The following is a 21,871-nucleotide window of genomic DNA, read 5'->3' as shown; positions in this document are numbered from 1 at the left end:
AGGTTAACACGCTGCTCTGGGTCATTATACAAGAGCCTGACTTAATTACGCATGTATGGCGATTTTGATTGACTTATCCATCGAAATTAGTAGTTTCCGGCGTATCATTGACCTTTAATCCAATCAATAGGTAGTCAAGCATTGGAAAGTCTTAATGAACTGCAGAAGCAAAACTGGGCGCTACTTGCGTACGCGAAGGCATCCTCTGCTTTAGTTCGCTCGAACAACCGGGATGAGCTCATCGAAGGTGTTTGTAACGCAATCGTTAATCAATCACCTTATATACTGGCTTGGGTTGGTCTGGCTATGCATGACGATCTAAAAACCGTTCAGGTAATCGGTACGCATGGCGCAGCAGCAGATTACGCCAAGGGAATTGATGTGAAATGGTCGCCTGACACATCAGCAGGACAGGGACCCACCGGTCTTTGTATTCAAACCAGTTTGCCTGTTTTGATTGCGGATTCTGAGAATGACCCTCGCTTTTTACCTTGGCGAGAGCGCTCTAAACTATATGGCATTCGCTCAGTGATTGCTGTTCCAATTAAAAACCATGAACCCCAAGCAATTGGTGCGCTTACGGTCTATGCCAATCTGCCAAATGCGTTTAGTGAGATTGAGGTTCAATTATTTGCGAGTTTGGCTAAAGAGATTGGCTTTGGACTCGCGGCTATTGAAAAGCAACGCCTGCTTGATGAAGAAATCACCAAGCGCGAACAATTAAATACTCAATTAGTTGATTCCTTAAATGCAACCATTGAGGCAATCTCAAAAACAATGGAATGGCGAGACCCCTATACAGCAGGACATCAAAAAAAGGTCGCCTTACTATCCCAAGCAATTGCAAGAAAATTGGGTTGGGGGGAAAAGAGAATAAAAGGACTATATCTTGCTGCACTAGTTCATGATATCGGGAAGATTGCTACGCCTGCCGAAATTTTAACAAAGCCCTCAATGCTCACTGAGATAGAGATGACTTTAATCAAAGAGCATCCAAAGACCGGATACAACATACTCAAAGATATTCCATTTACATGGCCGATTGCACAAGCGGTTTATCAGCACCATGAGCGCCTTGACGGAAGTGGCTACCCTAATAAATTATCTGGAGACTCAATTATCCCGGAGGCGAAAATATTAGCTGTTGCTGACACGATTGAGGCGATATCCTCTCATCGACCATATCGTCCTGGTTTAGGATTGGAAAAAGCAATCCTTCAAGTTAAGGCTGAGGCGGGTAAAACTTTAGATCCGGCTATCTGTGAGGCGGCATGCCAACTGCTTGAACAAGATGAATTTCAAAAAATAATGGCATCAACCTAATGACACATAACATCGTCGTAAATTTGTATGTCATATCTTTATTGTTTCAGATAATAGCGGTTTATTTTTCTTTTCAGCTTTTTCGCAAAGCAACCATTTACCGAATCCCCTGTTTATTTTTAATGTTGGGATTTTTGATGATGGTGTTAACACGAATACATCCTTTGGTGTCGCCTTTAGAAGGTAAGATTTTTAATGAGATTGATGCCATAAAGGCAGTAGTGATTTCAGCACTCATTATGCTCGGCATGTATTACATGATTCGGAGCTACACATCGTTGGTAGATCAAAGTCATATTTTCGAGCTTGATGCCAAAACAGATGCTATGACAGGTGCCTTAAGACGCCAAGAAACCTTTCATCGCTTGGAGCAAGAGATCAGTCGTAGTTTTCGTAATCACCAGCCATTGGCGCTAGTCCTGATTGACATTGACCACTTCAAGTTTGTAAATGATCGCTATGGGCATTTGGTTGGAGATGTTGTGCTAAAAAATTTAGTCGCTTTCTATCAAAAGGGATTGCGTGATGTTGATATCTTAGGCCGGGTTGGTGGTGAGGAGTTTTTGGTAATCCTGCCAGCTACCAATGAAGCTGATGCTCTTGAAATTACTGAGCGTCTTCGTAAAGCATTACAGGATCACGACATAGCACGCGTCAATCATGAGCCAATAAAAATCACAATCAGTAGTGGAATTTCTATTTTCGATCCCGAACAAGAGCTTGATTTCATCCATAAGGACTTAGCAAATAAATATTTTCAGCAAGCTGATTTGGCTATGTACCAAGCTAAACAGTTAGGAAGAAATCAGAGTTACATTTGGAAAGAGGCCCAACCCATTCCTTAAAATAGTAAATTCAACTCCATTTAATCCATAAATCATATGAAGCTAGCATAATTAAAGATTATGCCTCTAAATCGCATTGTTGATGATGCTACAAGACTTGAAACGCAAACAGAATAATCATAAGCGGCTGAAATTAATTCGGCATCAACAAAACTCAGTAAATAAAAAATCAAGCCTTAACTACTTTTTCCCAACCCCTGGTGATTTTTGACTACAGGTCTAGAAATACGTCGTTTGATTCAAAATCAATGGGTTTTAGAGATTAAGTGACCACGGATTGCGCTTAGTGCTGATGAGCTGAGAGGCATAGTAAAAATGGTGTCGTTTAAAACGACACTTTCAAATTCAAGTTATCTATTTTTTTATAATCACCGCACATTTTCTCGTGGACTCCGTGTGTCTAACTGGCCAGCCTTTATTCATAAGGCCTCCAAGGTGTGTGTAGTCTAGTGTGTCGCACAATGTGCACACACCAACTTTTGTGGTTTCGTTATGTCTTTGAAACGATTGAGGATTTTTCAGAAACTTCGAGCTTATGATTCCGTCGCTCTAACCAGCTGAGCTAATTCGCCGAACTGAGAATTGTAGCAAAACAAGCCAATTATTGCGATTACTGTGCAATTTGATAACCGTGGGCCATCAATATCTCTTTTGCTTTGGGCGCTTGCATAAACTCGTAGAGCCGTATTGCATCTGGAGTAGGATTTTTAATTAATACCATCCTTTGTTTAATTGGTTGATAGCCATCGTTTAGTTCAACAGAGGAGATCTGTCTGGCAAGGGCTGATGATTTGGCGATAGAGAGGGCTGTAAAGCCGATGTCAGCAGAGCCTGTCGTTACAAACATTGCTGCCATCGCAATATTGTCGGCATACACAATCTTCGAGTTCGCCAGCTCCCAAAGATTATTGGCTTTTAAATACTCAACACTAGCCCGACCATACGGTGCGAGTTCAGGCTTTGCCAGAGCAATCTTGTTTGCTTTCTTAATGGCATCTGCCATTTTTCCTCTGGAGCCATCTAGAGCAATTCCTTTACCTTTATTTGTAATCAGCGCTAATTTTCCGATGGCATAGACGGTCCCTTCGTTTATCGTTTTACCTTTTTTGAATAATTCAAGGGGGTATTGCTCGTCCGCGGAGATAAACAAATGAAACGGAGCGCCGTTCATGATTTGTGAGGCAAAGTTTCCGGAGGAGCCATAGATGACCTTTAATTCACCCTTGTTTTCTTTCTGGAACTGATTCTGAATCTCAGAGAACGCATCTTTCATATTGGCAGCGACGACGACAAATGTCGCCTGAGCGTGTGTAAGCCCAGCAAAGAGAGAACAAGAAAGGATTAGTAGGATTTTACGAAGGCTCATGGAGTCAGCTGACGGATTTTGAAGAGCAAGGTGAGATTGATTTCAATAGTCAATATCTGTTCGATTAAAGTAGCTCGGGCTTTCAGATCGGCATCACCAATCAGTTGATTACGGTGGCATTGATATAACTTGAAAAACATATCCTCTGTAAGCCCAAATTGTTCCCAATCGAACATCATATTGAGTTGTGCTTCGCGAAGTGCCTTTTGGGCAGACCCTGAATCAGGATGGTTGGCCTGACTCAAGATGTGGTCTGAGTTTTGAAACAGAGTCATTTTGAGGTCCCCAAAGCGACGCTTGATGGCTTCATGCTGGGTCCGTTCTGCCTCATCCATATCGGCAAACAGTTGACGCGTAAATGCGTCAATCTCGCGGTACTTTGCTTCCAAGGTGTCGATCTTGGTGGAAGTTTGTAAATCATGTTCTTCTAAAAACATCGAATCGTCATCCGAGTTGCTTTACAAAGCGACCATCTTCCATCTCTGCCTTGGGTCTGACCCATAGCGTTTGGTTGCGCATCGCCTCATAGATATATACATCTTCGAGATTAGCTTCAATCTTACCCAGACCAATCACACGATAGAGTCCACCTGATTTCAAATGGATTAATTGATCGCCCGCCTGAAATTTCGCTGTGGTGTTCATCAGAAAATTATATGGATAGCCTATAAAATCCACACTTTACATGGAACTTAATAAAGGTTGGCAATGAATTTATTCACCCCCGTCACGCTTGGCTTACTCTCTCTTGAAAACCGAATCCTGATGGCACCCCTAACCCGGATGCGCGCGAGCGATGATGGGGTACCAGGACCATTGGCAGCCGAGTACTATGCGCAGCGTGCCTCTGCTGGCCTCATCATTAGTGAAGCAACGCAGATTTCGCCATTGGGTAAAGGCTATCCAGCAACCCCTGGAATTTATAGTGATGCGCAAGTGGCTGCATGGCGGACTGTGACCGATGCAGTGCATGCGCGGGGCGGCAAAATCGTTTTGCAGTTATGGCATGTTGGACGCATCTCTCACTCCTCACTTCATCCGGATGAAGGCTTGCCAGTCGCTCCCTCAGCAATACAGCCAGCAGGCAAGGTCTATACCGCATCTTGGTCCTTGGCCGAGTATGAAAAACCAAGAGCCTTAACGCTTGATGAAATTGAGAAACTAAAAGCTGACTATGTGCACGCTGCCCAGCAGGCTAAAGCCGCTGGATTTGATGGTGTGGAATTGCATGCAGCCAATGGTTATTTGTTAGACCAGTTTTTACAAGATCGTACCAATCGGCGTACCGATGTGTACGGTGGCTCGATTGCCAATCGCTGCAAGTTAGTGTTGGAAATACTAGAGGCCATCATTCCTATTTGGGGTAGTGGTCGTGTCGGAATTCGTTTATCGCCTTATGGCACATTCAACGATATTGCTGATTCCGATCCGAAAGGTTTATTTGCCTATTTGATTAACGCACTCAATCCATTCAATCTGTCGTATCTGCATTTGATTGAACCGCGCGCAACGACTGCAGGCGGCAATGATCAGCTGGTGGCTGATGCGCCTCGCACAGGTCAACTATTTCGTTCTTTATTTACCGGGAAGGTAGTATTGGCTGGCGGCTTTGACCAAGCTAGTGCTGAGAAAGCGATTGCCGATGGCGAGGCTGATGCGATTGCATTTGGCAGACTATTTATTGCGAACCCAGATTTACCAAAACGCTTTGAGTTAAACGCTCCATTAAATCCCTATCAGCGCGCCACGTTCTATGGTGGCAATGAAAAGGGTTATACCGATTATCCAGCGCTATAAGTCCATTCATTACAATGGATGGATTGATTCTTATATGCGAACACCCGAATAGTTATGGCTACCTATCAAACAGAGCGCGTACTCTCTGTCAAACACTGGAACGAAAGTTTATTTAGTTTTACAACCACCCGAAATCGTGGACTACGCTTTCGAAACGGCCATTTCTTAATGATCGGCCTTGAGGTGGATGGCAAGCCATTGGCTCGCGCCTATAGTGTGGTGAGTCCGAACTATGAGGAGCATTTGGAGTTCTTTAGTATCAAAGTACCCAATGGCCCATTAACTTCGCGACTACAGCACATTCAGGTAGGTGACCCTATTCTTGTGAGTGAGAAATCGGTTGGTACCTTGGTGATTGATGATCTTAACCCGGGAAAGCATTTGTATTTATTTAGTACGGGAACCGGCTTGGCTCCGTTTTTGAGCATTATTCGCGATCCAGATACCTATGAGCGGTTTGAGAAAATTGTTTTAGTTCATGGCGTACGCGTAGTGAGTGAGCTTGCCTATCAAGAGTACCTCACAAACGAATTACCCAATGATGAGTTTTTGGGCGAGTTGGTCCGCAATCAACTGATTTACTACCCCACCGTGACACGCGAGGCCTATTCGCATACGGGTCGATTAACTACCGCGATTGAATCTGGAAAACTATTTACCGATATTGGATTGCCCCCATTGGATCCCGCAGTGGATCGCGCCATGATCTGTGGCAGCCCGGGAATGCTGAAAGAAACCAGTGAGTTATTGGATCAACGGGGCTTTAAGGTCTCTCCATCCTCTGGAGAGTTGGGCGACTATGTCTTCGAGCGGGCTTTTGTCGAGAAGTAGTCCAAAAAAGAAGCCCCTTGCGGGGCTTAAATTCAAAGGAAATAAATCAGCCTCCATTTAAGAGCAAGGCTGTCAATTTCACTATACAGATTTATCAGTAATTAAAAACCCTAAGTTGGGCTCTGTGATTTTGGTGATAAACCACTAAAATTCAGTGATTATGCGCATTGAAGATACCGATCCAGCCCGTCATAACGCTATTGAGTACCCCATGGAGGTGGGTGCACCTAAATTTGCGCCGGTTCCCATTCGCGAGGAAAAAGATAAGGCCATCAATATCGCTCGGGCGCATGCTAATCAAGAATATGAACGCATCATGGAGCAAGCAGCCGTTTTGATGCGTCAAGCGAAAGCGCTACAAGCGCGTTTAGATGCAACCGAAATGGTTCATGCGGCTAAGTTTAGTTTCAGCCCGGTCTATGGCAAAAAATATTATTTGTATCAGGATGAAAGCGTCGGCTCTTATCGTTTGGTTCAAAACGCTCCAAGCGAGTGGAGTTGTGGTGTCCCAGCAGGCTGGTCCTTTTGCCAGGTCGTTCGTAAGTTGGGCGACAGCACTTGGGAAGTAGTGGAAGACTAAATCAACGGGGTGAGATATGAAAAAGTCGGATAGCCGTTGTTGCGGATCCGGTGTTTGCATTATTAATGACGCTGGAGAGTGCTGGTGTGGCCAAAAGTGGGATGGCGAAAAAATGGTACATATGCCATTAAATCTTGATGAGCCTCAAGACGAGGCCATGCAAGTCAAGCTTGCGAGTAAAAACGATCAGGCTTAATTAGTTCCCTTGACGCTTTTTATGCAGGTAGGAGATGGTCCGAAAGTGGGCATAGGCCATCACAATTGCCAAAATTGCAACGGAGTACTTCAGGGGAATCCGAAATAACATCTCCAAAACCAGCGCCAAGAAAAGTGCCCATGCCATCATGCTTAGGTACGAGATGGCAATAAAAAAATCCCGCAATTTTGATTGATCCAAAAGGCGTGAATAAACCATCCCAATGGGTATTAAGGCAATCAAAAGATACAAAACCATTCGCATGGGCGACCTCTCCTGTTGGGAAGAGTGTAAACAGTTTTTTCTTAAGATGAATTGTCGACGGGAAGTAAAACCCTTGCCGATTGATTCGGTTCTGATGGCTTGGACATCAAAGGGCAGTTCGTATCCAAGTCACAGCGGTTTTGGGCAGCGCAAACGGTAGCCGATTGCCTGGGATCTAAACGAGCACCCGTTTGCTCACAAAATAATATAAGTCGCATCTTTACCTCGAGTTGATCTCAGTCTAGCAAGAGATGAACAGGCCACTTTGCGCTAGATCAAAAAGTCAGATGGTTTTAGTAAAGTGAAGGTTTTATAACATTGAGATCTCTCCAATGCCAACATTAAGCTCCCTAACCGGCCCCTTTTCATTTATTGGGCTACTGATTCTATCGAATGTATTCATGACCTTTGCGTGGTATGCCCACTTGAAAGACTTAAGTGCCAAACCCTGGTGGATTGCTGTCTTTGTTAGTTGGGGAATCGCATTTTTTGAGTACGTTTTGCAAGTCCCTGCCAATCGAATCGGCTACGAGTATTTCTCTTTGGGCCAATTAAAAATAGCCCAAGAAGTGATTACCCTGAGCGTATTCATACCCTTTGCGATTTTTTATATGGGGGAGCCATTTAAGACCGATTACCTGTGGGCGGGGCTGTGTTTACTGGGCGCCGTGTATTTCATGTTCCGGGCTTAAGGGGTCGTTGGGTACTATTCCAATTCCTAAATCACTCTTATACTTATTTATCGATTACTGGAGGAGCCATGTTTTTAAAAACCATACTCAGTTGCGTTACCGTCGGAATCACCATTATTGGCTTATTAATATATTTTGATTCTCAAGATGCGACTGTATTTACCATCGGGATCATTAGTTACTTCCTGATTGCTTTATCCTCAAGCATCAAATGCAAGTGCTTGAATTCACTGCGTTCGTAATCAACCTCTTAGGAAAGAATATGAAGATTAAATTAGCAATGGGTGTAAGCGCAGTCCTTCTAGGATTGACTGCATGTGGCGGTGGCCCAAAGGTAATGACCGAGCGTATGCCCGAGTCTGGATTTTTGCCAAACTACAACGTGCTACAGGTGGTTGGTAATACACCTAAAGATATACGTGCTTGGCGCTATATCAAGCCAGGTATTCAAGCTTCGAGTTATACCGCCGTGATGATTGATCCGGTTTACTTAAATCAAACCGACTACACCAAAGAGATTACTCCTGAGGTGATTGCGCAAACCAAGAAAATTTTAGAAGAGGCGATGCGTCAAGCTGTACAAAGACGCTCCGATATTAAGTTAGTGGATAAGCCTGGACCGGGGGTAGCGCGCGTAGCCGTTGGTATCACTGGCGCTGAGTTATCTGCCGATGGTCTTAAGCCTTGGAACTTTACCCCGATTGGATTGGCTGCAAATGCAGCTGCATTTGCAACGGGGAATAATTCAAAAACGCCTGCTTTGGTGGTTGAAAATCGAGTGACCGATAGCCAAACCAAAGAATTTATTGCAGGCGGTATGGTTGCAGTGCAGGGTGAGCCATTCCGTCTCGGCTCAAGCTCAGTTGGTGCCTTTCAGGATATGACGCGGCGTATCGTCGTGTTTGCAATGGAGTCACCCTTAAAACCATTGCCTGGCTCTGCAATGAAGTAGTCGGGAGATCATTGATGCGTCCTTTCATCATTCAATGTTTGATTGTTTGCACCGGATTTCTATCCGGTGCAAGCCTTGCTCAACTACCACCCAGTAAGACGCAAGGGGATGCGACCTTCATCACAGGCGGTATTGGCAGTGATGAGTCAAGCGCAATGTTTGCCGCTGCCAAAAAGTGGTCACTACTCATCGAAATGTCGGAGATAGATGGTAGTGGGCGCGGCGTTTGGATTGCGGGTATTAATATCCGTGTGCTCAACTCGAAACAACAAACCATCTTAGAGACCGTATGCGATGGGCCCTTAATGCTTCTCAATGCCCTACCAGGGCAATACACCATTGAAGCAAGTTATCAAGGTAAATTACTGAAGCGCAGTGTGGTCCTCAAAGAAGGTGACTCACAAAAGCTAACCTTATTCTGGCGTCCTTAAGTCGCCCCTAAAATTGGGGGAAGGAGTTTAGTGAGGGTGGCCCGCTGACTCGTGGCTGATCCCGCTAGGGCAAAGCCGATAAGCTCAGATTGATCGTTATGAAAGAGCCCCTCCATTCCATTCTCTAACTCGTTGATCGACCATGAGCCAGAACTTCCTATCGGAGGAGGGGAAACGATTAAAGGTAATGCAGGCGTTTTGATCATCACCGGCATTGCTGGATAGACTAAGGATGCGTCTTGTCTGGCCAAAACCATTGCCAAGGTACGCGCAGCTTGCATGATTGGCATCACGTAAGGAAGAACCTGCCCCTCAACTTCTGCGCAATCACCCAAGCTATAGATATTCTGGATGCTAGTTTCTAGCTGACGATTCACAACAATTCCACGATGAACAAGAATTCCCGCTTCTTTAGCTAATTGAATCCTGGGGACCAGTCCTAAAGCTGATAACACTAAGTCTGCATGGATTATTTGACCATTCGTCAACATGACTTGAAGTTGATCACCATCGTGAGATACCGATTGAATACTAGTTCCTAAATGCCAAATAACATTAAGATCAGATAATTTTTGTTCTAACGCTTGCGCGATCAGCTTAGGTAATAGACGACTCAAAGCCTGATCCGCAAGATCAACTAATTCGACCTGATAACCACCCACTGCTAAATCGTTCGCAAACTCACAGCCAATTAATCCTGCGCCAAGAATCACAACTTTTTTCTTGCCATCGAGCCTTTTGCGAAATTCTGCATATTCATATAAATCATTGACCGACAAAATGGCTTCACTAGCGTCCCCATCGATCGGAACGCGGATCTGATCAGCACCAAGCGTAAGGACTAATTGGCTATAGCCAATATCAACTAATTGACCATCCTTAAGCGCTACAGAAATTTTTTGATGCGCCGGATCAATCTGCTTAACCGTTGCATGGGTATGAATAACAAGATTCAATTGCTCGGCCATTTTGGCTGCCGAGCTCGTGACGAGTTGCTCGGCAGATTTTTGACTAGCGATCGCAGTGGATAACATCGGCTTCGAATAAAAATCACCAGCCTCTTGGGTCACTAGAGTGATGGGGTGCTCCGCATTGATCTTGCGATACTCACGAATCAGCGTGTAGGCTGCTAGGCCACTACCAATAATAATGATGGGTTTTATCATACGATCTAGACTTTTCTTATGTTCTGTTAGAAAAAAGTATTGTGAATCACAACTGCATGGCCATCAAAAGCTAGTCATACATTACTGTGAAGTAATTCCTGAAATGATTGAATGGTCGTAATACCTTTGATCTGAGTTAGCTGTGGTGATTTGGGATCAATCACAAAAGCTCTATCAACCAACTTCAACATATTTAGATCGTTGAGATTGTCACCAATAGCCCAAACCTCTTTAAAACTAGGCTTGGATTTCTTGGTTAGGAAACGATTGGCCACATGACTCTTGCATGCCAGGGATCGGTCACCACTGGAATCTGGAAGAAAATCGGAGTTGATGCGTAATTGGCCAGTACAAATGTCGTTTTGGAAGTGGAGGACATGGGCGATTGCAAAGTCAGCAAAGATGCGGCGCCTCATAATTTCAGCGGCAATGAAATAGCTATCAGAAACAATCCCCACCATGAATCCTTGACGTTTCATTTCATTGACTAATTCAATGACCCCCTGACGAATGGGTAATCCCATCGCCACTTTTTCAAATTGATTACGGTGCGTGAACTTGAAAATCTCCGCTATTTTTTGACTGCGCGTCTCCGAATCATCTCGGGGGTTATCCAACAAAGCATTAAGGGTTTCAAGGGTGTTAGTAAATTTTGCCAAATCTACGACAAAGCGATTGGGAGTAATCGTGCCATCCATATCCAGAAGTAGCACCTTGTCACGATTTTTTTGACGCGAGATGATGAAATCAAAGGAAGCCGATGCTTGCCGTTGTATTTCATACATTTCACTAATTTGCTCGACATGTAGACGCCCAGCCTCTTTTGAATAGTAATGAATGACCCTAGCAACTTCATTGGCCATATACGTTAAATCATGTAACGGCTGACTCTCATGCTCTAGGGATCCAATATCCACCTCCGTGATACGCGCCCCTTTCTGAAAGGCTCCCAATAGAAGGCCAATGTCAACTCCGTAGCCATTTTCAAAGTGCAAGTTCTTTAGTAGACTTGCCTTAGCAGCAATAATGCCACCGAGCGGTTGGTTAATGTGGGCAAGTTCTGGAAAGAAAACTTTTAACATGGGTTTTGCTGTTAGCTCGGTGACCCGCCCCCCACCCCTACCGAACTTGGCTTTTACAAAATCGGCCCGATCTTTTTGCAGCGGTTCGAGCATTGCAGAAATTAGATTGTCATTCAGATCTTTTAAGTCACCATCAAGATAAAGAATGTATTCATGCTGGGCAAGCATCAGGCCATCATGCATTGATGCACCTTTACCTAGCATGGAACTACGAATCACTTGGGCTCCAGACCGCTTCGCTAGTTCAGCAGTTTGATCAATGGAGCTATCGTCAACCACAATGACCTCTTTGGTTAACTTATCTTTAAGAGCAAAAGTAATGACTGAAGAAATTTGTCTCTCTTCATTGAGTGCAGGAATAATGACACTCAATGAAAATGTATTGGGTTTGCTCGACTCTTTCTTATGGTCAGACTGGCTCAGTTTTGCTGGAAACAGACGTTCGCTTTGAACGCGAAGGTAGTGCTTGAATTGTCTCCATAGTCGCGTTAAGAAAATAAACATATTTTCTCCTGCTGATTTTTGGAAAGACAGTATACCGACATCTGTTGTCAATTACGCTTGACCGCGGATTAAAATCCAGAATGTATTGCTAAGTAAATGAATTTACTTAGATTTAAATTTCTTAAAGAGCTCTTTTAGAAAAATCCATAGAGCGGGTAAGCCAGGAATAATGATCATCGCTAGTGCCACGATCGAAAAATTACTCTTCACCCACGGATGCTCGCCAATCAAATAACCTAGTCCCGTTAAGCCACAGACCCAAATGATGCCCCCAATGATGTTATAGAAGATAAATACGGGGTAGCGCATCTGAGCAACACCTGCTACAAAAGGTGCAAACGTTCTGACAAACGGTAGGAAGCGACCGATCACGATCGTGATGGGTCCATATTTTTCATAAAAGGCATGCGCTTCATTGAACGCTTTCTTATTAAACCAACGAGAGTTTTCCCACGAGAAGACTTTATGACCCACAAACCGACCAACCGAGTAATTGACCGCATCGCCCAAAATAGCGGCACTGGTGAGTAAGATCATGAGTACCGGCAAACTCAAATCACCTGCAGCGGTCAGTGCTCCAGCAACAAATAATAGGGAGTCACCGGGGAGGAATGGCATGACCACCAAACCAGTCTCGATGAAAATAATTGCAAAAAGGAGAACATAAATCCAGGTACCCCACTCACTGGCAATCAGCGCAAGGTTTTTATCTAGATTGAGAAATAAATCGATGAGGTAGGAAAAGTCCAAGATCAGCCTTTAAGTATTGCTGGGATTGTAATGATATTGGTAGTAGCTTAAAAAGCTCTAGAATGTCGGCATGCAATATATTGTCATCGCCATCCAAGTCGCTCTCGCGCTTTGGTTGATTTTTAACGTTTATCAGTTTGGGGTTGCTTATCGTGATTGGCGAAATGATCCCAACCCCGATTACACATTTTTAGCCTTTTTGCTCGAACGCCTTGGTGCCCTGGGGAATTCCTTTGTCCAGGCTTTTGTGTACACCACACTCGCAATTGGGGCGGGCTACTTAATTTATGAATTTATTGCGATGCTAATGGAGTAGAACCAAGGTACGGTATCAGACCATCAAGATCGAAGCCAATATAAGTAGGCGCATGGCCAATCTTCTCAAACGGCAATTGGTAGCGATTGACCCAATAGGTATCGAAGCCAAACCAATTGGCGCCAATGATGTCCCAGGCATTGCACGACACAAATAAGATTTGATCTTTTGGGATTGGGTAATGATTCAGAACCAGTTGGTAACTACTGGGTGTAATTTTGAATTGACGGGCCTCTTCAATCGATATCACTCGGTCAAGGAATTGATCCAAGCCGCTTGACTGGTTTGCCCAAGACAGCATTTGAGGATTACCGTTTGAGAGAATGCACGTTTTAATACCCGTTGTTTTTATCTTTTCAAGAACCGCAGCAGACTCTGGAAAGGAATCAAGTTGAGCGTATTGCTTAAGAAGAGCTGATTCGTTCTCTGGGCTCAGGTCAAGTTTTAATTGGGCACAAGAAAAATGCAAGGCTGCAATTGTCAGATCCCAAAAGGATTGGTAATGTTGACTACCTAACGGATTGGGGTCTGCCAATGAAATGAGGCGCGTATATTCAAGTTGTTTATCGCGCCACAGCAGTGAAAGCGCTTTACCTTGACCAGGAAATAGCTTTTCAGCAAGTATGCCGATGGAATACACATCAAATAAGGTTCCATAGGCATCAAACGCAATTAGCTGATATCGCATCTTAAATAAAGCGGAAGGCAATAATCGCAACGAGGGTTGGCGGTAGTGCTGCAACAAAGAGGTAGAGAGCACTAATTGCGCCATCTTCAAAACTGGGTCGCAAAATGGAGTACCCAGCAGGATTGGGCGCGTTTGCGATCACGGTTAAGCCGCCGCCTGTAACTGCGCCAGCTACCAAGGCATATTTAAACTCATCGGATAAACCATCTACCAATGATCCAAGATAGGTCAGGGCTGCATTATCCGTAATGGCCGTGAGAGCGGTTGCGCCGTAGTAGACCGTATCAGCATCTAAATTAGCTAGCAGGGGCTGTAACCACCATTTTTGCTGCCCCCCAAGAACCACGAGGCCTGCCAAGAAAAACGCCACCATCAAACTCTCTCTGAAAATAAGTTTGTTTTGATAGCGCGCGTACGCTGTGGTGTAGCCAATAAAGAAGAGGAAAAGACCCATGAAAATAACTGAATGGTGTACAAAGACAACCACACCCAGTAAAAAGAGAAGATGGATCAGAATGACGCTAAACGGAATCTGATCAACCCCCTTGCCGGTGGGATTAGTCTCGATTTGTTCTAGCTGACGATAAAACAGGAGGCAAACAATCGTTGAATTGACAGCAACGGCTAGAGAAGAACGCCATCCAAATTCGTGAAGCATAAAAACAATATCCCAATTCCATTTGGCAGCAACCATCAAGATTGGAGGGGCGGCATAGGGAGTTAAGGTGCCGCCAATCGAAATATTGACAAATAAAACCCCTAATGCGGCATACATTAATTTTGGGGATATCTTCTTAGAGAAATAGTGATCCCTCAGTAATAAAGCAGCAACCGTCATGGCTGCTGGTTCAGTAATAAAAGAGCCCAAGAGAGGAACGAGAGACAGGGTGACCCAAAAGAAAGAAACTGATTTTTTGATTGGGATTAGTGCCGCAACGTGCGTTACTAGAAACAAGCAAAATTCCAAGACCGGTTTACTGGCAGCAATTACCATGATCACAAAGACAAACAAAGGCTCGGTAAAGTTCAAACTCTCTAAGTATTGAATGGTTGCCTGATTGCCGCTATAGAAGAAAAAGAAAGTGACCAGTACCATGGCCCAAAAACCAAAGACTGCCTCCACTTCGCCCAACAAATGCCAAACCCCCGCATGATTCGGTTGCTTATGTGCAAGATGCTCAAAAAATTTTGTTGAGAAGGTGTGGATGACTGCCAAAGCAAAAATTGCTGTACTAACAATATTGATTAGGGTTGGCGCCGTCGACATAGTTGTTTCCTAGTAGTTGACTAAAACAATCAGTAATATCCGCAATACCATCATTGTATTGATATCGAAATCTATAGTCATCATAATGAAATAACTCTTTATCGTTGATTTACATCGAGGAATCGAGATGATGGAATCTGGTAATCGTTCAAAAAAGCCTTCGATTTCGTATAGCCTAGTACAAAATTTGCGTCAGCAGTTGATGCGTATTTTGCCTTTTTCACAAATGGCAGAGGAAGACGTTGATTTTTTTCTTCGCTACTCAGTGGAATCGTACTTTGCTCCACAAGAAGTTATTCTTTCACCTGCTGATGGCGTTCCGAAAGCCTTGTATTTAATACGGCAAGGACGGGTATCCGGTCGGCGTTTGATACCTGGCTTTGAAGAAACTGGATTTGAGTTAGATCCTGGTGATCTGCTGGCAGTGAGTGCCTGTTACGCAGGGCTTCCAAGCACGGTGAAGTACTTTGCTATCGATGATTGTTTTTGTTTAGCCTTGCCATTAGAGCGCATGCATGAGCTTGCTAAGCGTTCCAAGTCTTTCAGCGACTTCTTAAATAACCGCATCTTGAAGCTTCTCGAGGAATCAAGAACGGCTTTGCGTAATAGTTTTGCATCTCAAGCATTAACCGAGCAATCCCTCGAGAGTCCATTACGGGATCTTCCTTTAAAGAAGCCAATCTCTGTTCGTCCAAATACTTTGTTGCAAGATGCGTTGCAGTTGATTCATGACAAAAAGGTAGGCTCCGTTTTGGTGGTCGACGAAGACGGGGGTATTGTTGGTATCTTGACCCGATACGATGTCTTAAGTCGCGTAACCCTCGCTCAAGTTCCTCTAAACACGCCTATTGAACAGGTCATGTCGCGATCCGTTAAAACTTTGTCGATTGACGATACCGCGGAGACTGCTGGTCTTACGATGTCGCGTTATCACATTCGCCATTTACCAGTGTTACGGGGCAAGGAACTGGTCGGAATCATTTCTGAACGCGATTTATTCTCTTTACAACGTTTATCGCTTAATAACATTAGCAGCGCGATTCGGTCGGCTGAGGATGTAGACACCTTAAAAGAATGTGCAAGCAATATTCGTAAATTTGCTCGTAATCTTTTGGGTCAGGGAGTGCAGGCAAGACAATTAACTGCTCTCATTAGTCATTTGAATGATGTGCTGACCGCACAACTTATTGCTATCTTTGCTAAACGGCATCATTTGAATTTAGAGAGTTTTGCCTGGATCTCACTGGGCTCTGAGGGGCGCAGTGAGCAAACGATTGCCACTGATCAAGACAATGCATTGATTTTTATGGACAGTGAAGGTTCTCATAAGGGCCACTATTTATCTTTTGCGAAGGATGTCAATCAAGCGCTTGACGCATGCGGCTACCCCTTGTGCAAGGGAAATATCATGGCGAGTAATCCAGAACTTTGCATTAGTCAACACGAGTGGCTGGAGCGTTTTGCACGCTGGATTGAGCAGGGTAATCCTCAGGATCTTCTTAATGCCAGTATCTTTTTTGACTTTAGGGCGCTTGCTGGGAATGAGTCTTTGCTAGAGCCATTACGCGACTACGTTATGAGGCGTGCCGAGGGTACGCCACGATTTATCAAATTATTAGTTGAAAACTCATTGCAATGGAAAGTGCCATTCAATTGGTTTGGTAGTTTAGAAACCAAAGACCTGGATGGTAAGCAAATCATCGATATCAAGATGCAAGGCACCGCAATCGTAGTTGATTGTGCCCGTATTTATTCGCTAGCCAATGGTATTAGTGCTGTGAATACACGCGAGCGATTAGCGGCGATTGGCCGTGCATTAAATCTGGATGAGGCCGAAAGCCTTGCATGGATTGCTGCGTTTGAGTATTTACAGACCTTACGGCTTGCTGCACAAATTGATGGTCATGCGATTGGTGGCAATCCCAACGCGGTCGATGTTGACAAATTGAATGCAGTCGATAAAACAATTTTACGGGAGTCTCTCTCCGAGGTCCGTAATCTACAGCAACGACTCGAACTCGATTATGTTCGCTAATCTATTAGCCCGTTTTGGAATTGGCCAATCCAGAATTGAACCCAGTCGTTGGGTGGTGTTGGATGTTGAGACGACGGGTTTGGATCCCAGTCGTGATCGCTTGCTTGCGATCGCGGCTATTGCAATTCAGGTTGGACCGGGCTTCACAAAGCCCACGATTGTGATTGGGGATAGTTTTGAAGCAGTCTTAAAACAAGATTTAGCGTCCAATAAAGACAATATTTTGGTTCACCATATTGGCGTAGGCGCACAAACAGCTGGAAGACCACCGGTTGAAGTATTGGAGGAGTTTCGACAATGGGTGGGAAGCTCCCCCTTGCTTGCATTTCATGCTCCGTTTGATGAGGGCATGATAACCCGCGCCTACAAGCGATTTGGTTTATCACCGCTGATAAATGATTGGATTGATATTGAACCGTTGGCTGCGGTATCAGGCATTCATCCGAAAGCACGAGCCTTAGATGACTGGTTGCAGTTTTTTGGTATTGAATGCAGCGTTCGCCATCAGGCTGCGGCGGACACACTTGCCACATGTGAATTACTTTTATGTCTCTGGAATTCGATTAAGCGAGAGGCTGATAACCTAACAGAACTGAAAGCCCTTGCGAAGAATGGCACTTGGATTCCTAGGTCGTAAAGAAAAGTTGACATACATAGAGTTAACCCTAAGTAACAAGAACTCTAGTTTGCGCAAATTAGGGTAAGCACCAATTTGGGTGTTTGGGTACCCCAACCATAATCCATTCTTGTTTTTGACTAAGTTTTATAAGGTTTTCGTGCTGTTATTTCTGAACATTGCTCAACTACTTCTTTACATTGGTGGCCTTGCCTTAATTGGGCAAGGATTGCTATTTGTTCTTTCTGGCCAAAAACGTGATTCAAATCTGTTTTATCAACTTTTTCAGATTATCAATAAGCCATGGACAGCGATGGCTCGTTTTGTAGCCCCAAAGCAAATTGCAGATCATCAAATTCCTTTTGTAGCTTTTTGCATTATTGGAGTTCTGTACATAGCGGTGACATTAGCAAAGATTGAGCATTGTGTAAGCATAGGCGTCCAGTTATGTCAGTGAAACGTGATTTTCGTTGGTATTTGCTTCGTTTTTATGCGGCCTCTTTTCTTGTGTTGGGCTTAAAGCGTAAGGCAATCGATACGTTTGAGGAGATGTTATCCCAGTATCCGAACGATCCTTACGTACTCTCTAGTTTGGCTTACTTGAAGACTCAAGATGGAGACAAGTTTGGTGCAATTGAAATGTACAAAAAAGTAGTACAGCGATCTGATGCTCCCGCCTATTCTTGGTACAACCTTGCTTATTTGCAAGAGGAAGTCGGTCAAATTGAAGATGCCGAATTTAGTTTTCGCAAGGCCTTAGCCCTTGACGAATCCATGGATCTTGCCTGGTATGGATTAGGACTTACCCTAATTCAGCAACATCGTTTTGATGAAGCCATCAAAGCTTTGAAGAAAAATACCCAGCTTCAACCCATGAGCCCCTATGGATGGTATCAATTAGCAAGGGTTTACGTGGATCGCCAAGAGCCCGAAGAAGCAGTAAAAATCATCAAGCATTTAAAAGAATTTGAACCGAAATTTGCTAAGCAGTTGGAACGGGAGACTGGTTTGACTGCTTAGCCTAATGAAGTAGTTGTTTGAAGTTTAAAGATGTTTTTGATAACCTAAGGAGAAACTGTTATGCAATTAACAGAATCGCACAAACAATATTGGTCTAAGAACCTACGAATAACAGCTATCCTGCTATTCATATGGTTCGTAGTGACTTATGTTGTTGGCTATAACGCACGTTCACTCGACTTTAATTTTTTTGGGTGGCCATTTAGTTTTTGGGTAGGAGCGCAGGGCGCATTGGTCATTTATGTTGCGATCATTGGCTACTATGCACATTACATGAATAATCTCGATCATGAATATGATTGCGCTGAAGTGGAGGAAGACTAATCATGGCCGGAATGACACCTGATACAGGCGGAAGTGTTTTTGGTGGCGGTGGAAGTAGTGCCGCTTTTAAGAAACAACTCAATAAAGTCTACGCTTGGTACGCTGGCGGTTTTGTTGCTTTCTGCGTAATCGTCGCAATTTTGGAGCAAATGGGCCTGACGAGAGAGTGGGTTGGATATCTCTTTTTAGGCGCAACCGTTTTGCTGTATGCGGGCATTGGTGTAATGAGTCGTACCAATGATGCTGCAGAATACTATGTCGCTGGTCGACGCGTGCCAGCTGTTTATAACGGTATGGCAACTGGCGCAGACTGGATGTCGGCGGCGTCGTTTATCGGTATGGCTGGTACTCTGTACCTCACAGGCTATGGTGGTCTTGCGTTCATCATGGGTTGGACCGGTGGATATTGCTTAGTGGCATTGTTCCTTGCGCCCTACTTACGTAAGTTTGGTCAATTTACGATCCCTGATTTCTTGGGCGCGCGCTATGATGGTAATCTACCTCGCTTTTTAGGAATTTTTGCTGCCATTTTGTGTTCCTTTACCTATGTAGTAGCTCAAATTTACGGTGTAGGACTAATTACAACCCGTCTGGCTGGTGTACCTTTTGAGATTGGTATTTTCATGGGTCTAGCCGGTATTTTGGTTTGCTCATTCTTAGGTGGTATGCGTGCGGTGACTTGGACACAGGTTGCTCAGTACATCATCTTGATTATTACTTACATGATTCCTGTGGTTTGGTTATCAGTGAAGCAAACTAACTTCCCCATACCGCAGCTAGTCTATGGTTACCAACTTGAAAAAGTCACAGCCAAAGAGTCTGAGTTAATTAAGGATCCTAAGGAGCTTGAGGTTCGAGCAATTTATAAGGCTCGTGCTGATGCTCTCGCTGAGAAACTGAAGGATGTTCCTGCTGCATTGGCTGCCGATAAAGCAGCTGCTGAGAAGAAAGTGGCTGATCTCAAAGCAGCAAATGCACCTGCGGCTGATATTGCTGCTGCTGAAAAAGCTCTCGCTGCTGTTCCAAAAGATGATGCAGCAGCCAAAAAAGCATGGACAGCTGGAAAGGCAGCAAACGATCGTTTGGCCGGACCGTTGAATGGAATGCCCAGACATGCTGCGCAGTTTGCTGGCGATCCAAATGGAGATGAGAAAGCTCGTGCTGCATTTGATACATCGCGCCGTAACTTCTTAGCACTGATCTTCTGCTTGATGGTGGGTACAGCTGCCTTGCCACACATTCTGATGCGTTTTTACACCACACCATCGGTGAGGCAGGCACGTCAATCGGTTACCTGGTCACTTTTCTTCATCTTCTTGCTGTACTTCACTGCTCCAGCTCTCGCAGTCTTGGTGAAATATGAAATCTTTACTGCGGTGGTTGGGACACCATTCTCCAACCTACCAGTTTGGATTGATGCTTGGAATAAGGTTGATCCTGCATTATTGTCAGTGGTAGATGTGAACAAAGATGGCATTTTGCAGCTTGGCGAGATGAAGATTGGTGGAGACATTATTGTGCTGGCAACCCCAGCTATTGGTGGCTTACCTTACGTAATCTCCGGCATGGTGGCAGCGGGCGGTTTAGCTGCAGCGCTGTCAACTGCTGATGGATTGCTCTTGACGATTGCCAATGCTTTGTCTCATGACTTGTACTACAAGATGATTGATCCTAACGCTCCGACCGCTCGTCGCGTGATGATTTCTAAGATCTTGCTATTAGTTGTGGCCTTGGCTGCTGCTTACGTAGCCTCCCAAAAACCGGCTGATATTTTGTTCTTAGTCGGTGCAGCATTCTCCTTTGCCGCTGCTGCGTTCTTCCCAGCCTTAACTCTGGGTATTTTCTGGAAGCGTGCGACTAAGGCGGGCGCATGCCTTGGAATCATTTTGGGCCTAGGTGTCACGTTCTATTACATGGCTACTACTCAGCCTTGGTTACGCGGAGTCTTTGGCGTCACCTCGCCGGTAGAGCTGTGGTGGGGTATTCAGCCAATTTCTGCAGGTATTTTTGGCGTACCCCTTGGCTTTGCAGTGATTATCTTGGTGAGCTTGGTAACCCCAGCTCCACGTAAAGATATTCAGGAGTTAGTCGATCACGTGCGTTACCCAACGCTGCGTGGTGATACGCTCAATACACAGGCAAACTAATTTAGCTTGCTGGAGTCAGAAACCCGCTCCTCGGAGCGGGTTTTTTTATTCCTCTTTGTGAAAAATTGGGTTTGTGCAAGGGTCACAAAACTCCTCTATGCTAAGTGGCATGAATTGGACTCCTATTCGTATCTTTTGCCTGGTGCTGACCCTCTTGGGGCCAGGCTGGCTATTTGCGAGTACCACTAGCGGAAAATCACCGGTTTATCGCTATATTGAGACTGCCAGCCTGCAAGGTCAGGGAAGACTCACATTTTGGGGTTTTGATGTCTACGATGCTCGCTATTACGTAGCTGATCCCAAGGGTCAAAACGGGTTTGCCTTGGAAATTCATTACATTCGATCGTTTAAGGGCGCTGATCTCGCTAAGCGCACGATCGATGAAATGACTCGCTTGGGCGTTTCTGAAAAGCAGCGAATGATTTGGTTGCAAAGTCTTGAGAAAATTTTTCCTGACATTGCTTCGGGGGACACCTTAATTGGTATTCACTTGCCCGATCGGGGTACTATGTTTTTACACAACGGCAAACCCGTTGGCGATGTTCCTGGCGACGCATTTGCGAAAGCCTTTTTTGGCATCTGGCTTGATGAACGAACTAGTGTGCCAAAGTTACGTTCTGCACTGATTGCCAGTCGTTGTCCACCCGCTTTAATTGCTGCAAACTGCCCTAATCCTTAA

25 protein-coding genes are annotated in these 21,871 nt (G+C 44.6%); 16 read left to right on the top strand and 9 right to left on the bottom strand.

Annotated features, from left to right (window positions below; all coding sequences use genetic code 11):
* Positions 1 to 141: 141 nt before the first annotated feature.
* The gene (locus QUE61_RS08385) at positions 142 to 1,323 is read left to right on the top strand and encodes an HD-GYP domain-containing protein (RefSeq protein ID WP_286306776.1); all 1,182 of its coding nucleotides are present in this window, start codon (positions 142 to 144) and stop codon (positions 1,321 to 1,323) included.
* Entirely contained in the window at positions 1,323 to 2,168 is an 846-nt protein-coding gene (locus QUE61_RS08380; RefSeq protein WP_286306775.1) for a GGDEF domain-containing protein, read from the top strand. Before QUE61_RS08385 ends, QUE61_RS08380 begins: the two co-directional genes overlap by 1 nt.
* Before the next feature lie 610 nt (positions 2,169 to 2,778).
* Here the strand turns inward: QUE61_RS08380 and modA are convergent.
* From modA to QUE61_RS08365, 3 genes are read right to left on the bottom strand one after another with little or no spacing between them, the layout of a single operon-like run.
* On the bottom strand, positions 2,779 to 3,534 hold the full coding sequence (gene modA, locus QUE61_RS08375; protein WP_286306774.1) for a molybdate ABC transporter substrate-binding protein: 756 nt from the start codon (positions 3,532 to 3,534) through the stop codon (positions 2,779 to 2,781).
* Positions 3,531 to 3,971 carry a hypothetical protein gene (locus QUE61_RS08370; RefSeq protein WP_286306773.1) on the bottom strand — a complete coding sequence of 147 codons (441 nt, stop codon included), beginning with the start codon at positions 3,969 to 3,971 and terminating at the stop codon, positions 3,531 to 3,533. Before QUE61_RS08370 ends, modA begins: the two co-directional genes overlap by 4 nt.
* A 7-nt stretch (positions 3,972 to 3,978) precedes the next feature.
* Positions 3,979 to 4,179: a hypothetical protein gene (locus QUE61_RS08365; protein ID WP_286306772.1), complete on the bottom strand. Its 201-nt coding sequence runs from the start codon at positions 4,177 to 4,179 to the stop codon at positions 3,979 to 3,981.
* A 63-nt stretch (positions 4,180 to 4,242) separates the two neighbouring features.
* Here QUE61_RS08365 and QUE61_RS08360 point away from each other — a divergent pair, with 63 nt between their 5' ends.
* From QUE61_RS08360 to QUE61_RS08345, 4 genes are all read left to right on the top strand, one after another.
* Positions 4,243 to 5,331, top strand: a complete 1,089-nt coding sequence (locus QUE61_RS08360; RefSeq protein ID WP_286306771.1) for an alkene reductase — start codon at positions 4,243 to 4,245, stop codon at positions 5,329 to 5,331.
* Between the two features lie 54 nt (positions 5,332 to 5,385).
* A complete protein-coding gene (locus tag QUE61_RS08355) occupies positions 5,386 to 6,162 on the top strand; it encodes a ferredoxin--NADP reductase (protein ID WP_286306770.1) in 777 nt (258 codons plus the stop codon).
* Between the two features lie 160 nt (positions 6,163 to 6,322).
* Entirely contained in the window at positions 6,323 to 6,742 is a 420-nt protein-coding gene (locus QUE61_RS08350) for a DUF2452 domain-containing protein (RefSeq protein ID WP_286226660.1), read from the top strand.
* Positions 6,743 to 6,758: 16 nt separating this feature from the next.
* Entirely contained in the window at positions 6,759 to 6,938 is a 180-nt protein-coding gene (locus QUE61_RS08345) for a hypothetical protein (RefSeq protein WP_286306769.1), read from the top strand.
* Here the strand turns inward: QUE61_RS08345 and QUE61_RS08340 are convergent, their stop codons facing one another.
* Positions 6,939 to 7,202 (bottom strand): hypothetical protein, encoded by a 264-nt coding sequence (locus QUE61_RS08340; protein WP_286306768.1) that lies wholly within the window; start codon positions 7,200 to 7,202, stop codon positions 6,939 to 6,941.
* A 332-nt stretch (positions 7,203 to 7,534) separates the two neighbouring features.
* Here QUE61_RS08340 and QUE61_RS08335 point away from each other — a divergent pair, with 332 nt between their 5' ends.
* The 3 genes from QUE61_RS08335 (at position 7,535) to QUE61_RS08325 (ending at position 9,277) form a co-directional block, all read left to right on the top strand.
* On the top strand, positions 7,535 to 7,894 hold the full coding sequence (locus QUE61_RS08335) for a DMT family protein (RefSeq protein ID WP_286306767.1): 360 nt from the start codon (positions 7,535 to 7,537) through the stop codon (positions 7,892 to 7,894).
* Positions 7,895 to 8,156: 262 nt separating this feature from the next.
* The gene (locus QUE61_RS08330; RefSeq protein WP_286306766.1) at positions 8,157 to 8,846 is read left to right on the top strand and encodes a DUF3313 domain-containing protein; all 690 of its coding nucleotides are present in this window, start codon (positions 8,157 to 8,159) and stop codon (positions 8,844 to 8,846) included.
* A gap of 14 nt (positions 8,847 to 8,860) precedes the next feature.
* The gene (locus QUE61_RS08325; protein ID WP_286306765.1) at positions 8,861 to 9,277 is read left to right on the top strand and encodes a carboxypeptidase regulatory-like domain-containing protein; all 417 of its coding nucleotides are present in this window, start codon (positions 8,861 to 8,863) and stop codon (positions 9,275 to 9,277) included.
* On the opposite strand, the gene QUE61_RS08320 is transcribed toward QUE61_RS08325, so the two are convergent.
* The 3 genes from QUE61_RS08320 to QUE61_RS08310 form a co-directional block, all read right to left on the bottom strand.
* Positions 9,274 to 10,443, bottom strand: a complete 1,170-nt coding sequence (locus tag QUE61_RS08320) for an FAD-dependent oxidoreductase (RefSeq protein WP_286306764.1) — start codon at positions 10,441 to 10,443, stop codon at positions 9,274 to 9,276. The genes QUE61_RS08325 and QUE61_RS08320 overlap by 4 nt on opposite strands.
* Before the next feature lie 74 nt (positions 10,444 to 10,517).
* On the bottom strand, positions 10,518 to 12,029 hold the full coding sequence (locus QUE61_RS08315; RefSeq protein WP_286306763.1) for a glycosyltransferase: 1,512 nt from the start codon (positions 12,027 to 12,029) through the stop codon (positions 10,518 to 10,520).
* Between the two features lie 102 nt (positions 12,030 to 12,131).
* Entirely contained in the window at positions 12,132 to 12,779 is a 648-nt protein-coding gene (locus QUE61_RS08310; protein WP_458574713.1) for a VTT domain-containing protein, read from the bottom strand.
* A 70-nt stretch (positions 12,780 to 12,849) separates the two neighbouring features.
* Here QUE61_RS08310 and QUE61_RS08305 point away from each other — a divergent pair, with 70 nt between their 5' ends.
* Positions 12,850 to 13,095 carry a hypothetical protein gene (locus QUE61_RS08305; RefSeq protein ID WP_286306762.1) on the top strand — a complete coding sequence of 82 codons (246 nt, stop codon included), beginning with the start codon at positions 12,850 to 12,852 and terminating at the stop codon, positions 13,093 to 13,095.
* On the opposite strand, the gene QUE61_RS08300 is transcribed toward QUE61_RS08305, so the two are convergent.
* Both QUE61_RS08300 and QUE61_RS08295 read right to left on the bottom strand, forming a co-directional pair.
* Positions 13,073 to 13,783: a haloacid dehalogenase type II gene (locus QUE61_RS08300; protein ID WP_286306761.1), complete on the bottom strand. Its 711-nt coding sequence runs from the start codon at positions 13,781 to 13,783 to the stop codon at positions 13,073 to 13,075. The genes QUE61_RS08305 and QUE61_RS08300 overlap by 23 nt on opposite strands.
* Before the next feature lies 1 nt (position 13,784).
* Positions 13,785 to 15,050 carry a putative Na+/H+ antiporter gene (locus QUE61_RS08295; RefSeq protein ID WP_286306760.1) on the bottom strand — a complete coding sequence of 422 codons (1,266 nt, stop codon included), beginning with the start codon at positions 15,048 to 15,050 and terminating at the stop codon, positions 13,785 to 13,787.
* A 127-nt stretch (positions 15,051 to 15,177) separates the two neighbouring features.
* On the opposite strand from QUE61_RS08295, the gene QUE61_RS08290 reads away from it, so the two are divergent.
* The 6 genes from QUE61_RS08290 (at position 15,178) to QUE61_RS08265 (ending at position 21,871) form a co-directional block, all read left to right on the top strand.
* Positions 15,178 to 17,085 (top strand): DUF294 nucleotidyltransferase-like domain-containing protein, encoded by a 1,908-nt coding sequence (locus tag QUE61_RS08290; RefSeq protein ID WP_286306759.1) that lies wholly within the window; start codon positions 15,178 to 15,180, stop codon positions 17,083 to 17,085.
* Positions 17,075 to 17,722 carry a 3'-5' exonuclease gene (locus QUE61_RS08285; RefSeq protein ID WP_286306758.1) on the top strand — a complete coding sequence of 216 codons (648 nt, stop codon included), beginning with the start codon at positions 17,075 to 17,077 and terminating at the stop codon, positions 17,720 to 17,722. Before QUE61_RS08290 ends, QUE61_RS08285 begins: the two co-directional genes overlap by 11 nt.
* 426 nt (positions 17,723 to 18,148) lie before the next feature.
* Positions 18,149 to 18,721, top strand: a complete 573-nt coding sequence (locus QUE61_RS08280) for a tetratricopeptide repeat protein (RefSeq protein WP_286306757.1) — start codon at positions 18,149 to 18,151, stop codon at positions 18,719 to 18,721.
* A 60-nt stretch (positions 18,722 to 18,781) separates the two neighbouring features.
* Entirely contained in the window at positions 18,782 to 19,045 is a 264-nt protein-coding gene (locus QUE61_RS08275; RefSeq protein ID WP_286306756.1) for a DUF4212 domain-containing protein, read from the top strand.
* A gap of 2 nt (positions 19,046 to 19,047) precedes the next feature.
* The gene (locus tag QUE61_RS08270; RefSeq protein ID WP_286306755.1) at positions 19,048 to 21,192 is read left to right on the top strand and encodes a sodium:solute symporter family protein; all 2,145 of its coding nucleotides are present in this window, start codon (positions 19,048 to 19,050) and stop codon (positions 21,190 to 21,192) included.
* Positions 21,193 to 21,301: 109 nt separating this feature from the next.
* Positions 21,302 to 21,871 (top strand): chalcone isomerase family protein, encoded by a 570-nt coding sequence (locus QUE61_RS08265; RefSeq protein ID WP_286306754.1) that lies wholly within the window; start codon positions 21,302 to 21,304, stop codon positions 21,869 to 21,871.

It is taken from the genome of Polynucleobacter sp. HIN5 (assembly GCF_030297555.1).
GTDB lineage: Bacteria > Pseudomonadota > Gammaproteobacteria > Burkholderiales > Burkholderiaceae > Polynucleobacter.
This window is presented reverse-complemented; position numbering and strand designations above follow the sequence as displayed.